Origin of the sequence: Gordonia gummivorans (genome assembly GCF_022513585.1) — a bacterium.
Taxonomy (GTDB): Bacteria; Actinomycetota; Actinomycetes; order Mycobacteriales; family Mycobacteriaceae; genus Gordonia.
Genome location: NZ_JAKWBF010000024.1, coordinates 43,000 through 56,311, shown reverse-complemented (window position 1 = coordinate 56,311; position 13,312 = coordinate 43,000). Strand labels below are relative to the sequence as shown.

The following is a 13,312-nucleotide window of genomic DNA, read 5'->3' as shown; positions in this document are numbered from 1 at the left end:
CGCACTCGCACAGCTCGGCGGGTAGCGCCCGCCGGGTCGGCCGGGGTGGGGTCCGGGGGCGTACCCCCCTCGCCCGTCACCGCTGGCCACCCGGATCGACACTCAAGTCAAGCAAGGTGAGATCCACGGTCTTCTTCGCGGCCTCCAGATTGCCGCCAGTCGCGTAGGCGAGTTGCTCGGTCAGTGCCGTCGTTAACGAGGCGATGATGCCGCACAGCGCCGCCTCACAGCCGTCCGCCCACGCCTCATCGAGCACCGCACGAGCACCGGACGTGTCGTCATCGAGCTGCGCACGCAGAATCAGGGCTGCGCGTCGTCGGTTGGTGATCTGGTTGTCGGTCATCGGTCGTTTTCCTTCCAGAAGGGGGTAGGGGGGTCAGAATCCCTGCGGTCGACAGGGGGGTACGCCCGCTCGGGGAGCACGGCTTTTTTATGCTCAGAATCTGGACACTTTGTTGGGTGGGTGTCCAGGTTTGCCGTGGATGGGTGGGTCGGGGATTCGGCCGGCCACTACGGACTCGTCGAGGTCTGCGGTGCTGGCCCAATCGCGGCACCGGGTGAACGCCGTGCATCGGTGGCAGAGCCGGACGGCGGCTCGGTGCCGGAAAGCTGTGTCGTCGGCGTCCTCGTCGGGGCGCCGCGCGTCGAACAGCTCGGGTCGGCCGATGCATGGCGCCCCGGACAGGTCGGCCGTTCCCTCCAGGATCGCGGCGAGCAGACTCACCGGACCGGGTTCGACGGTGCGGGCGTGCCTCACAGGTCGCCGTCCTCGTCGACGAGCTCCGTGATCTTCCATTCAGGAGACATGGTTGCTTCGTTTCCTCCGTGCGTTGTGTGCGTTGTGGGCGTGACCTGCGGTTTTGTCTGCGTTCTGGTGTGCGTTGTGGTGCGCGGTGGTGCGTTGTGGCTCTGACCTGGGGTTTTGTGGTCTGCGGTCCAGAACGCACCAGAACGCACCAGAACGCAGTCCACAACGCACGTGTTTGTGCTGGTCAGAGCCACAACGCACCTACTCCGGGATCAGACGCCAGAACCACGGGCCCTTGGGGTTGTCGCGGCGGCTGGCTTCGATGAACTTCTTCTTGATGCAGTTCGTGCGCGCACGCCCGATCTGCGAGTCCGACCACTTCGTCTTGCTGGCGGCCTGACCCTTACGGAGAAGGTCCGAGGCGTCGGTGGCGAGCAGCCAGCCGCTCCCGTCGCATTCCTTTTCGACGACGCCGAGTAGGTCGGCCGCGCAGCCGTCGACCCGTTCACTTTCGGCCTCGTCCTCGGCCACCTGTGATTGGGCGGCCATCGTCGAGAACATCTCCTTAGCTGACTGCTCAGCGATGCCCACCGGACGAGCCACGGTGATCGTGATGCCTTCCGCGGTGACCTCGGTGATGTCGAACAGTTCGGCCGGCTGATCGTCGCGACAGATGTTCGACTTCTCCACGCCGATCGCCAGACGGCCGTCCTCGTCGCGCTGGGCGAGCAGGTTGAGCCGGATGCTCTGCCGGATCTGACCGGAGAGTCCGACCGCGCCGCGAGTGCCGTTGAGCGTGTCCCTGTTCGTGTGCCCCAGGGTGAGGACCGCTGCGTTGCGCTTGCGGGCGTACCGCTTCCACGCGTTGATTACGGGCCGCCACTCGGTGGCCTTGGGTAGTCCGCCGTTGACGACTGCTGTGGCGTCGGCGAGTCCGTCGACGACGACGAGCGCGATGTCGGGGAGTCCGTTGAGATCGGCCAAGTATCCCGGACCGGGTATGCCCATCTCGAAATCGTCGTCATCTTCGGCGACGTTGAGCACGAGCACGTAGTCGAGGTTCACACCGGCCGCTTCCATGCGCGGCCGTGCGGAATCTTCCCAGCCGTCTTCGGTGATGATGAGAACCACGTACAGCCGTAGCGCGGTGAGCTTGGCTACTTCGCGCACCCACCATGTCGACTTGCCGATGCCCTCATTGCCGAACAGATACGTCACGTGACCGCGGGCGAGACGTTCAGGGACAAGCCATTTCACCGGCCGCGACTTCGGTGCATCCGATCCACGTATCCATCCTCTGGGGAGATTCATCCGATCACCTCGCGCTTGGCCCAGGGGTTCGCTGCGAGCCACTGGCGTCGGTTCGCGATGCGGCGGCCGGCGTCGCCCCACGGCAACGCGCAGGACACCTCGACCGCGGCATCCTTGCGTGCGCGGATCTCGTCGAGCGCGTCGAGCTCGGCGAGCAGCACGTCGCGGACACCGGCCGTCAACAGGGCGCTGAACTGTGCCCGGTCGATTCCATCCGGCATCGGCAGATGCACCAGACGCGCACGGATATCGAGCGCTTCGGGATAGGTGAGGCTCATCCGGCCACCCGCTTACGGCATTGCGGGCCGACGCCGAGCTGGCGTGATCGTTTCGCGGTCAGCGGGGAGCCGCACACACGGCAGACGACGGCGAGGACGTAGTTTCCCTCACGCAACGCGGCCAACATCAGGCGGTCGGCTGGGTCCAAGTAGGCGTCGAGGTTGATAGAATCGACGTCGAGATTCCCGCCACCCGCTGAATCTTTCGGAGCCCCGCCGTTCGCCCCGGCGGGGTTTCTCATTGCAATCACTCCGTGTCACCGCCGATCGCCTCGTCCTGGTGATCGGTGACGCCGAGATCAGCGAGCGCGTCGAGCTGGCTGTAGTCCGGATCGGTGCTCATGCGGCACCGCCACCAACGAGACGCATCATGGCGTCGAGGTCGTTGAGGTCGACCTTGATGAGTCGCGGACCTACCCGGTAGGCCGTCAGCCGGCCGGATGCGATGTAGCGGCGGAGTGTGCGTGTCGAGACGTCAGCGTATTCGGCTGCGACCGTGATGGATTCGAGACGTCGCAAGGTTGGTGTTCTGGGCATGCGTCAGCTCCATGATGGATCTGACTCGCACGCCCTTTGAGTCTTCGGTGCCCCTTGGTGGGCTTCGCGATCACCGCCTGACGATAGGTGACACAGTAGTCGATTAGGCGGTCATTTGATGACACGCTTACGTCGGCGTGTTGCGACGTCGCTGACGATGACGAGGTAGGGAACTTTGAGGGATGCTGTGCACTTGCAAGTGAGAGACAGCTCAACGTCGGTCTCGACACCCTCCGCGATCTCAGCCCAAAGGCGTGGCCGGTCAAGGTGTTTGGACTTCCGGTTGAGCGCCCATTTCGGGGACATTTGCTTCCGATAGTCGGTCACGATGGCCTTGTAGTTCTCGACACTCGCGGCGAAGAACTCGTCCTCGGTTAGGCCTGAGCTCTCTATGACGTCGCAGAGGTCAGGCAGCTCAACCGGCTTCATTTCGGGCGTGTAGTTCTCGAATCCGGCGCGCTGCGTGATTCGGAAGCACATCGGGTCTGTGTTGTAGACCGCAAGCACTTGAGTACCGCATTGCCCGCACACGGTCTCGTGGGCCGTGAGCCGCCGTAAGTCGGCCTTCGACCTGATCGCAAGTAGTTGGTTCCAAGCGGATTCGAGGTCGCCGTTGTCACTCATCGCCGGGTACTCCCTCCGTTGCGAGCGCAGAAAGTGCCTTAGCGACTTCGGCGTCTCGCCCGGTCACGATCTGCTGATAGATCAGAGATGCGCGTACAGTGCTGTGCCCGAGCCTGCCCATCGTCTCGACGAGGTTTCCTACGCGCGCCGCCTGGGTGCCCGCAAAATGGCGTAGATCGTGAATGTGCATGTCAGGCTTGCCAATTGATTCGAGCGCGTGAGCGTAATACTCGCGGCGGAAGGTCCGATCGTTGAGGTGCTTGCCGCGTGCGGACGGAAAGAGCAGCGCGTCGGGTTCCTCGCCGACGTGCGTGTCGAGGTGGTGCTGTATGTCGTCGCGGATGTGCGGGGGAACGACAACAGCGCGGCCGCGTCCCGACTTCGTTGAGTCCACCCGGTATTGGCCATCTCGGCGCGTGACAGCGCGACTGACTTGCAGCACCTCGCAACCCTCGGTCAAGTCGCTGCGGCGCAGCTCGGTTACCTCGCCCCAGCGGACGCCGCACCAGGCGGCTAGCAGGATGAGCGCCCGGAACCGCTCGGGGCGGATCACGTCGGCCAGCTCGGCGACCTCGGCGACGGTCGGGATCATGGGGTCTCGCTTGCGCGGCGGGTTCATCGCCCGCGGGATGGTGCACGGGTTCGCGGCGATCACGCCGTCAGCGGCCGCGGTCGCCATGATCGCGTGGAGCAGGCCATAGGCGTGAGAGTTGCGTCGCGGGTACTCGGTGCCGAGCCCGGAGTGCCACGAGCGGATGGTGCCGGCCAATATGTTTTTCATCGCGACGTTGCCGAGGGTCGGTTTGATGTGCAGCCGCAAGAGATCCTTGTAGCCGGATCGAGTGCGGGGCTTGAGCTGCCGTTCATCAACCCAGCGGTCGGCGTACTCGGCGAGGGTGATGATGCGGGCCTTGGCACGCTCGCGAGCCAGCGCAGGCGGCTCCCACACATCCATCTCGATCTTCCGGCGCTCATTGGACAGCCAGCCCTCGGCGTCGATCCGGTGGGTGTAGGTCGTCGGCGCTGTGTGCCGCACGAGATCGGGACCGACATAGGACGCTTGGAGGCGTCCAGAGGGGAGCTTGCGGATGTATCCCCAGCCGCGATGACCCTTCTTGCCCGCCATAAGCGCCTCATTTCGTGCGATCCAATGAGCGTTCCGTGTGTCACTTTCCGGCAATCCGTGACAATTCCTGGCACTAGTGTATCGTGACGTATCAGCAGGTGAGAGCAGCGAAACGCCAGCGCATCGGCTACAACGGCAGGATCATTCCGAGCAGGTTCGAATCCTGCCGGGGGCACCACAAAATCTGGGGGAAGAACTTGTTCCCCGGGGTTCTTAGTCGTCCCCTAGAAGTTTCTGGGGGAGGACTCCAAGGGTAGGGGAAGAGTTTCTTCCCCTACTTTCTTCGGCGACGTGCCTGGGTGGAGATCAGTTCATCGGCAACGGCTGCGCATTGCGTTGCGCCAGCATCGTTTTGATGGTGTTGATCTCGTTGCCCTGGGTGTTGATCATCGACGTGGCGAGGGAGCGCACGTAGTCCTCGTCGACGTTCTCCGGGTTCGCGGCGTACTGCATCATCGGCGTGCCGCCCTCGTGGTGGCGCAGCATGAGTTGCAGGAAGTAGGTGTCGGCCTCGGCGCCGCGCAGGCTGTACAGCTTGGCCATCTCGGCCTGAGTCGCCATGCCGGGCATCATCGGCTGATCGGTGGCTGCGGGAGCCGGAGTTCCCGACGGCATCGGCATGCCGCTCATGTCGCCGTGATCGTGATGGTGGCCGTCCTCGGACATACCGCCCATGTCGTGGCCCATCCAGGCCATGTGCTCACCCGGGTTGTCGAGCGGATAGCCCCACCGCGTCAGCCACGACTGCATCTGCCCGATCTCGTTGCTCTGCGTGGTCAAGATGTCGTAGGCGAGCGATCGCACCTGGATGTCCTCGCCGGTGCGGTAGATGATCGACGCCATCTCCACACCCTGCTGGTGGTGAGCCGACATGTCCTGAGCGAAACCGACCGCGGCCGAGTCGGCGGCGGGTCGGTCCTCGGTGCTCGCGTCGTCGGCGAAGCTGGCCTGGATCACCAGCCCGAGTCCGACGCCGACGAGCAGGATCGCCACGCCGGCCAGGGCGAGCAGGAGTCGACTGCGCGAAGCGGGCTCGGCTGCCTCGGCAGATTCGGGCTCGGCAGCGACGGTCGTCGCGTCATCGTGAGATTCAGGGCTCTCGGTCATCGAATTCACCTTCTCCTAGCCGGTCGGCATCGGCTGCGTCACGGGCGCAGCGGGCTTGCCGTCCATCGGGAAGGCGTCCGGCCCGGGCGGGCCCTGGTCGGCCGGCGGCGGGTTCGACGGGTCGAAGCCCGGGGTCGGCCCACAGGTCGCCTGAACCTCGGGGTACGCCGATGCCTGCGGATTCTCGCGGTACACATTGGTCATGGGGTTGCGTCGCAGCGCGGTGATGAACTGATTCACCCGCGGATCCTTGGCGGAGTCGAGCTTGAGCTGATGTCCCCAGCTCTGCAATGACAACGGGGTGCTCAGGCCCGGGTAGGGCGACATGAACAGGTACTGCTCGCCGCGAACCAGATTCTTGAGGTAGTCGAGATCGCCCGACGAGATCGTGTCCGGGTTGTAGGTGATCCACACCGACCCGTGCTCGAGTGCGTGGACCGCGTTCTCCGAGCGGATCGGGTTCGGGTAGACGATGCCGGTACAGGTCGCCCAGATGGCGTCGTGCGGACCGCCGAACGGCGGCGACTGGTCGTAGGCGACCCGCTTCTCGGTGTGCGTGGCGGCCGGGTAGTAGCGCTTGACGATGCCCTCGATCTTGTCGGAGGGATCGGGATTGGCCGGTGTCGGAACGAACTCGGAGATGGTTTCCGGCGCGATCCGCGCGGCCTCTTCCTCGGCACGCTTGTCGAGGAACCGCGGCACCAGATAAATGGCGAGTCCGGCGACCAATGCGACGACCACCACGACCGCGCCCACCATCATCCAGTCGATGCCGCCCGACGGCGACTTGCCGCTCTTACTGGTCTTGGGGACGTGTGCCCCGGCTTTGCCCGCCATGTATCTCTCTCTGTATCCCGCTACTCGACACCGCGTTGTGTTACCGCTTGGCGCCACCATCGACCACCCCGGGCGCCGTCATGCCACGCGGCGTGGACAGTCTACTTGTGCGCCGACGCGTGCCCGTTGTGGCCACTGGGACCGGGCGATTGTCTGCGTGAGTCGGCGGGCCAATAAGATGGTGCTCTGTGACTCCCGCCGACCTTGCCGCGCTGCTCGCGGCCGTGACACTGACCGTGGTTCGTGACCACGGTCTGGACGAGACGCTCGTACCCGATTCCGTCGGCGTCGAGCGTCCACGTCATGCCGACCACGGCGACTACTCGACCAACATCGCGCTGCAATTGGGCAAGCGCCTCGGCGTTGCTCCGCGCGAGTTGGCCGGGTGGCTCGCCGAGGCCTACTCGGCCGCCGATGGCGTCGAGAAGGCCGAGATCGCAGGGCCCGGGTTCGTGAATCTGTGGCTGGCGGCGGCCGCGCAGAACACCGTGATCACGACGGTCCTCGAGCAGGCCGAACGCTACGGCCGGGGAGACGACCTGGACGGATCGGTCATCAACCTCGAGTTCGTGTCGGCCAACCCCACCGGGCCCATCCACCTCGGTGGCACGCGCTGGGCGGCCGTCGGCGATGCACTCGGACGGGTTCTGCAGGCCCGCGGTGCCGACGTGACACGCGAGTACTACTTCAACGACCACGGCGCGCAGATCGACCGGTTCGCGCGGTCCCTGGAAGCGGCGGCCCTCGGGCAGCCGACCCCCGAGGACGGCTATGCCGGGGCCTACATCGCCGACATCGCGAAGCAGATCGTGTCGCGGGTGCCCGACGTCCTTGACCAAGCGGCCGATGAGCGGGTCGAGACCTTCCGGTCGGTGGGCGTCGTGCTCATGTTCGACCACATCAAGGAGAGCCTGCACGAGTTCGGCACCGACTTCGACGTGTTCACCCACGAGGACAGCATGTTCACGTCCGGCCTGGTGGACGAGTGCATCGCCGAGCTCAAGGCCAACGGCAAGATCTACGAGAAGGACGGCGCCTGGTGGCTCCGGTCCACGGAGTTCGGTGACGACAAGGATCGGGTTGTCATCAAGAGCGACGGCAACGCCGCCTACATCGCCGGCGACATCGCCTATATCCGCGACAAGCGCAACCGCGGCTTCAACCTGTGCATCTACATGCTCGGTGCCGACCACCACGGCTACATCAGCCGGCTCAAGGCTGCCGCGGCCGCGCTCGGCGACGATCCCGACGTCGTCGAAGTACTGATCGGGCAGATGGTGAACCTCGTCCGCGACGGCAAGCCGGTCCGGATGAGCAAGCGCGCGGGAACCGTCATCACCCTCGACGACCTCGTGGAGGCCGTCGGCGTCGACGGCGCGCGCTATTCGCTCATCCGGTCGTCGGTCGACGTCAACATCGACATCGATCTGGATCTGCTCACCAAGCAGTCCAACGAGAACCCGGTCTATTACGTGCAATACGCGCACGCACGTCTGAGTGCGTTGTCGCGCAACGCCGCCGAGCTCGGACTTGCCGCCGACGTCGCGCACATCGATCTGCTCGACGATCCTGCCGAGGGCGAATTGATCCGCACCATCGGCGATTTCGACGAGGTGGTGGCAACCGCGGCGACCCTGCGCGAACCGCATCGCGTCTGCCGCTACCTGGAATCGCTGGCAGGTGCCTATCACCGCTTCTACGCACGCTGCCGGGTGCTCCCACAGGGCGACGAACCGCCCGCCGACATCCACCGCGCTCGACTGGCGCTCTGCTCGGCGACCCGTCAGGTCCTGGCCAACGGTCTCGACCTGGTCGGCGTGAGCGCACCGGAGCGCATGTGAGCGCGCACCCGGCCGGACCCCGGCACGCCGAACTGCTCGCCGCGCCACATCTCGCGCAGCGGCCCAGCGATCCGTCGCAGCTCGCCGAGATCCCCGCAAATGTGTGGCCGCGCAATGCACTCCGCAACGACGCGGGCGAACTGGAGATCGCGGGTGTCGCGGTCTCTGCGCTCGCCGAGGAGTACGGGACGCCGCTCTTCGCGATCGACGAAGCCGATTTCCGGTCGCGGTGTGCCGACATGGTGTCGGCGTTCGGGCCCTACGGTCGAGTTCACTACGCATCCAAGGCATTCCTGTGTACCGAGATCGCCCGCTGGGTGCATGAGGAAGGGTTGTCGCTGGACGTCTGCTCCGGCGGTGAACTCGCCATCGCGCTGCGCGCCGGATTCCCGCCCGAGCGAATCGCCATGCACGGCAACAACAAGAGTGTCGCCGAACTCGCCGCGGCACTCGATGCCGGCGTCGGCCATGTCGTCCTCGACTCCTTCGTGGAGATCGATCGGCTCGACGCGCTGGCCGGCGAACGTGGCCTGGTCGCCGATGTCCTTGTCCGCGTGACGGTGGGTGTCGAGGCGCACACACACGAATTCATCTCGACCGCACACGAAGACCAGAAGTTCGGCTTCGCGCTCGCCGGTGGGGTAGCGATGGACGCGGTGCGGCGGGTGTTCGCCACCGACAACCTGAGGCTCGTCGGTCTGCACAGTCACATCGGTTCGCAGATCTTCGACATGGACGGTTTCGAACTCGCCGCGCACCGCGTGCTGGGTCTTTTGCACGACGTCGTCGCCGAATTCGGCGTCGACAAGACGTCGCAGATGTCCATCGTCGATCTCGGTGGGGGACTGGGTATCTCGTATCTCCCCGAAGAGGATCCGCTGCCGATCGGTGCGGTTGCCGAGACGCTGGCGGCCATTGTGCGTCGTGAGTCGGCTGCCGTAGGTCTGCCGATGCCGACCATTGCCGTGGAACCCGGCCGGGCGATCGCCGGACCGGGAACGGTGACGCTGTACCGGGTGGGCACCATCAAGGATGTGGCGCTCGGCGGCGGTGCGGTTCGGCGCTACGTGTCCGTCGACGGCGGGATGAGCGACAACATCCGAACCGTGCTCTACCAGGCCGAATACGACGTCCGTCTGGTCTCGCGGGTCTCGTCGGCGCGCGCGGTGGTCAGCCGCGTCGTCGGGAAGCATTGTGAGAGTGGCGACATCGTCATCAAGGATTGTTGGCTGCCGGATGATCTGGCGCCCGGAGACCTCATCGCGGTGGCAGCCACTGGCGCCTACTGCTATTCGATGTCGAGCCGATACAACATGACGATGCGCCCGCCGGTCGTGGCGATTGCGAACGGCGCCGACCGACTGCTGTTGCGGCGCGAGAACATTGACGACTTCTTCAGCCTGGAGGTGAGCCAGTGATGGCAGACGACAAGCTCGAGCCGGACTCGCTCGAATCAGACCGATCCATCGGGATCGCGGTTCTCGGCATGGGAAATGTCGGCGCCGAGGTGGTACGCATCATCACAGACAACGCCGCCGACCTCCAGTCACGCGTCGGAGCGCCGGTCCGCCTGCGCGGTGTTGCGGTCCGCGACCTGAGCCGGCCCCGCAAGATCGCGCAGGAACTCCTGACCGACGACCCGGAATCGCTGGTCGCACGCGACGATGTCGACATCGTCGTCGAGCTGATGGGCGGGATCGACCCGGCCCGCGGCCTGATCCGGGCTGCGCTCGAGGCCGGGAAGTCGGTCGTCACCGCCAACAAGGCGCTGCTCGCCGAGTACACGGGCGAGCTGGCGACGGCGGCGGCGCAGGCCAAGGTCGATCTCTACTTCGAGGCCGCCGTGGCCGGCGCCATCCCGGTGGTGCGTCCCCTGATGCAGTCGCTGGCCGGTGACACGGTCGAGCGGGTGGCCGGAATCGTCAACGGCACCACCAACTTCATCCTGTCGGCGATGGACGAGACCGGCGCCGACTACCACGCCACGCTGGCCGAGGCCGGCCGCCTCGGCTATGCCGAGGCCGACCCGACCGCCGACGTCGAGGGATTCGACGCGGCGGCCAAGGCAGCCATCTTGGCCTCGATCGCGTTCCACACACGGGTGACCGCCGCCGACGTGTACCGCGAGGGCATCTCGTCGGTGACCTCCGATGATCTGGTGGCCGCCAAGAAGTTCGACTGCACCGTCAAACTCCTGTCCATCTGCGAGCGGATTCACGACGCCGACGGCTCGGAGCGGGTGTCGGCCCGCGTCTATCCCGCACTCATCCCGCTCACACATCCGCTGGCGTCGGTGAACGGCGCCTTCAACGCCGTGGTGGTCGAGGCGGAGAACGCCGGACGGCTGATGTTCTACGGCCAGGGTGCCGGTGGCGCTCCGACCGCGTCGGCGGTGCTCGGTGACATGGTGATGGCCGCTCGCAACAAGGTGCACGGCGGGCGTGGTCCGCTCGAATCCACCTATGCGTCGCTGCCCATCGCCTCGATCGACGACGTGCCCACCCGGTACTACGTATCGATGCAGGTCGCCGATCGTCCGGGTGTGCTCGCCCAAGTGGCGGGTGAGTTCAGCAAGCGGTCGGTCAGCATTGCCGCGGTGCGGCAGGAGGGGGCCGGCGACAACGCCCGCCTGATCGTCGTGACGCACCGGGCGCCCGACCGGGCGCAATCGGAATGCGTTGCGGCGCTGGAAGACATGGACGCCGTGATCAAGGTGTCGAGTGTTCTGCGATTGGAAGGAACCGATGACTGAAGCGACGCCCGTGCACACCGCGTGGCCGGGTCTGATCGAGGCCTATCGGTCCCGACTGCCGGTGGCCGATGACTGGAAGGTCGTCACGCTACTCGAGGGTGGGACCCCGCTGATCAGTGCACCGCACCTCTCGGCGCTGACCGACTGCGAGGTCTACCTCAAGGTCGAGGGCCTCAACCCGACCGGGTCGTTCAAGGATCGCGGTATGACGATGGCGGTCAGCAACGCGGTCAACAACGGTAAGACCGCAGTGCTCTGCGCCTCCACCGGGAACACCTCGGCGTCGGCAGCGGCGTATGCGACCCGCGCCGGGATCACGTGCGCGGTCCTCATCCCGGAGGGCAAGATCGCCATGGGCAAGTTGGCTCAGGCAGTCATGCACGGCGCCAAGATCATTCAAGTTCAGGGCAACTTCGACGACTGTCTGGAGATGGCCCGTAAGGCGACCGCCGAGTTCACCGAGATCGAACTGGTCAACTCGGTGAATCCCGCTCGCATCGAAGGACAGAAGACGGCGGCCTTCGAGATCGTGGACGTCCTCGGCCGCGCTCCCGACGTGCACGCGCTGCCCGTCGGCAACGCCGGGAACATCACCGCATATTGGAAGGGCTACACCGAGTATCACGCCGACGGCATCAGCGATCGCCTGCCGCGCATGCTCGGTGTGCAGGCGGCCGGCGCCGCGCCGCTCGTGAACGGTGCGCCGGTGAAGAACCCGGAGACCATCGCGACCGCGATTCGCATCGGGTCGCCCGCCAGTTGGAATCAGGCGGTCGCCGCGAAGGATGACTCGAACGGCCAGTTCCGGGCTGCCACCGACGAAAAGCTTTTGGAGGCTTATCGTCTCGTGGCCGGCAAAGAAGGTGTGTTCGTAGAACCGGCGTCGGCGGCGAGTGTCGCCGGCCTGCTGGCGGCGCGCGCCGACGGCTGGGTGTCGGCAGGGTCCACGGTGGTCTGCACCGTCACCGGGAACGGGCTCAAGGATCCCGATACCGCGTTGTCGGGGATGCCTGAAGTGGAAGCGATTCCGGTGGATCCGGTGGCGGTGGCGCATGCCCTCGGCGTGGCCTGAGTCGACCGTGACCACCGACGCCGCCGAGACCGCCACCTCTGGTGGCCGACTACCCGAGGGCCTGTCGATCCAGGTCCGCGTACCGGCGTCGAGTGCGAATCTGGGTCCCGGGTTCGATTGTCTGGGAATCGCTTTGGGTGTCTACGACGAGGTGACGGTGGTGACCGTACCCGGTGGTGACATCGAGGTGGAGGTCGACGGGGAGGGTGCCGGCGACGTGCCCCGGGACGGCAGCCATCTGGTGGCGCGCGCCCTGACCCGTGGACTGGAGTATGCGGGAATCTCCGCCCCCGGCTTGAAACTCCACTGCCGCAACGACATTCCTCATTCGCGCGGACTTGGTTCGTCGGCGGCCGCGGCGGTGTCGGGGTTGGCCGCCGCGTCGGGCCTCATCTCTGCGTCGGGGATCGGCGACGGTCTGTCGGCGGATGAACTGGTGCAGTTGTCGAGCGAGTTCGAGGGGCACCCGGACAACGCCGCCGCCAGTGTGTACGGGTCGGCGGTGGTGACGTGGACTGCGGACACCGCCGATGCGCCCCGCTATCAGGCGCGTCGACTGCAGGTGCACCCCGACATCGGGGCCACGGTCTTCGTTCCCGACACGGAGTCGTCGACGTCGTTCACCCGGGGGCTGCTCCCCGACACCGTCCCGCGCGCCGACGCCATCTTCAACCTCAGCCGTTCGGCACTGGCGGTGGTGGCGCTGACGGCGGACCCCACCTGCCTGATGGCTGCTTCCGACGACCGCCTCCACCAGCCGTACCGCGCAGCAGCAATGGCCCCGACGGCCGAACTCGTCGCGAAACTGCGCGCACACGGGTTCGCGGCGACCGTCTCGGGCGCCGGACCCAGCGTGCTGGTGCTCAGCATGCGGCCGGTTCCTGGGGAGATTCGTGAACTCGCCGCAGCGTCCGGCTTCACTCCGCGTACGGTGGAGGTCGCCGGAGGCGTCGAGGTCACTGTGTCCTGACAGACCTGGTCTCGCCTCATCGGCGTGTTGCCGGTATCATGCGATCGGAGTTACCATAGTCTGGTCTAGCCGCTCAGGCGCGCTCTGCCGTGTTTCCCACCGATCACTG

Annotated in this window: 15 protein-coding genes; 5 read left to right on the top strand and 10 right to left on the bottom strand. The window is 65.9% G+C overall.

What is annotated here, in order from left to right:
• Window positions 1-76: 76 nt before the first annotated feature.
• The 10 genes from MKW15_RS17230 to MKW15_RS17185 form a co-directional block, all read right to left on the bottom strand.
• On the bottom strand, window positions 77-343 hold the full coding sequence (locus MKW15_RS17230; RefSeq protein ID WP_240860332.1) for a hypothetical protein: 267 nt from the start codon (window positions 341-343) through the stop codon (window positions 77-79).
• 93 nt (window positions 344-436) lie between these two features.
• Window positions 437-757, bottom strand: a complete 321-nt coding sequence (locus MKW15_RS17225; RefSeq protein WP_240860331.1) for a transcriptional regulator — start codon at window positions 755-757, stop codon at window positions 437-439.
• Window positions 758-1,009: 252 nt separating this feature from the next.
• Window positions 1,010-2,059, bottom strand: a complete 1,050-nt coding sequence (locus MKW15_RS17220) for an AAA family ATPase (protein WP_240860330.1) — start codon at window positions 2,057-2,059, stop codon at window positions 1,010-1,012.
• Window positions 2,056-2,337, bottom strand: coding sequence for a DUF2742 domain-containing protein (locus MKW15_RS17215; RefSeq protein ID WP_240860329.1), 282 nt, complete (start codon window positions 2,335-2,337; stop codon window positions 2,056-2,058). The genes MKW15_RS17220 and MKW15_RS17215 overlap by 4 nt, the downstream gene beginning before the upstream one ends.
• Window positions 2,334-2,579 (bottom strand): DUF6011 domain-containing protein, encoded by a 246-nt coding sequence (locus MKW15_RS17210; RefSeq protein WP_240860328.1) that lies wholly within the window; start codon window positions 2,577-2,579, stop codon window positions 2,334-2,336. Before MKW15_RS17210 ends, MKW15_RS17215 begins: the two co-directional genes overlap by 4 nt.
• Window positions 2,580-2,676: 97 nt before the next feature.
• Window positions 2,677-2,874: a helix-turn-helix domain-containing protein gene (locus MKW15_RS17205; RefSeq protein ID WP_240860327.1), complete on the bottom strand. Its 198-nt coding sequence runs from the start codon at window positions 2,872-2,874 to the stop codon at window positions 2,677-2,679.
• Window positions 2,875-2,985: 111 nt separating this feature from the next.
• The gene (locus MKW15_RS17200; protein ID WP_240860326.1) at window positions 2,986-3,498 is read right to left on the bottom strand and encodes a hypothetical protein; all 513 of its coding nucleotides are present in this window, start codon (window positions 3,496-3,498) and stop codon (window positions 2,986-2,988) included.
• Entirely contained in the window at window positions 3,491-4,624 is a 1,134-nt protein-coding gene (locus tag MKW15_RS17195; protein WP_240860325.1) for a tyrosine-type recombinase/integrase, read from the bottom strand. The genes MKW15_RS17200 and MKW15_RS17195 overlap by 8 nt, the downstream gene beginning before the upstream one ends.
• A gap of 306 nt (window positions 4,625-4,930) precedes the next feature.
• Window positions 4,931-5,731, bottom strand: a complete 801-nt coding sequence (locus MKW15_RS17190) for a DUF305 domain-containing protein (protein WP_240860322.1) — start codon at window positions 5,729-5,731, stop codon at window positions 4,931-4,933.
• 15 nt (window positions 5,732-5,746) lie between these two features.
• Entirely contained in the window at window positions 5,747-6,568 is an 822-nt protein-coding gene (locus tag MKW15_RS17185) for a DUF3105 domain-containing protein (RefSeq protein WP_240860321.1), read from the bottom strand.
• 188 nt (window positions 6,569-6,756) lie between these two features.
• Between MKW15_RS17185 and argS the strand changes: the two genes are divergently transcribed.
• From argS to thrB, 5 genes are read left to right on the top strand one after another with little or no spacing between them, the layout of a single operon-like run.
• Window positions 6,757-8,409 (top strand): arginine--tRNA ligase, encoded by a 1,653-nt coding sequence (gene argS / locus MKW15_RS17180; RefSeq protein WP_240860320.1) that lies wholly within the window; start codon window positions 6,757-6,759, stop codon window positions 8,407-8,409.
• Entirely contained in the window at window positions 8,406-9,827 is a 1,422-nt protein-coding gene (lysA, locus tag MKW15_RS17175; RefSeq protein WP_240860319.1) for a diaminopimelate decarboxylase, read from the top strand. The genes argS and lysA overlap by 4 nt, the downstream gene beginning before the upstream one ends.
• Window positions 9,827-11,161, top strand: coding sequence for a homoserine dehydrogenase (locus MKW15_RS17170; RefSeq protein WP_240860318.1), 1,335 nt, complete (start codon window positions 9,827-9,829; stop codon window positions 11,159-11,161). The genes lysA and MKW15_RS17170 overlap by 1 nt, the downstream gene beginning before the upstream one ends.
• Complete coding sequence (thrC, locus tag MKW15_RS17165; protein WP_240860317.1) at window positions 11,154-12,233, top strand: threonine synthase; 1,080 nt, start codon at window positions 11,154-11,156, stop codon at window positions 12,231-12,233. Before MKW15_RS17170 ends, thrC begins: the two co-directional genes overlap by 8 nt.
• Window positions 12,214-13,203, top strand: coding sequence for a homoserine kinase (gene thrB / locus MKW15_RS17160; RefSeq protein WP_240860316.1), 990 nt, complete (start codon window positions 12,214-12,216; stop codon window positions 13,201-13,203). Before thrC ends, thrB begins: the two co-directional genes overlap by 20 nt.
• Window positions 13,204-13,312 lie beyond the last annotated feature (109 nt).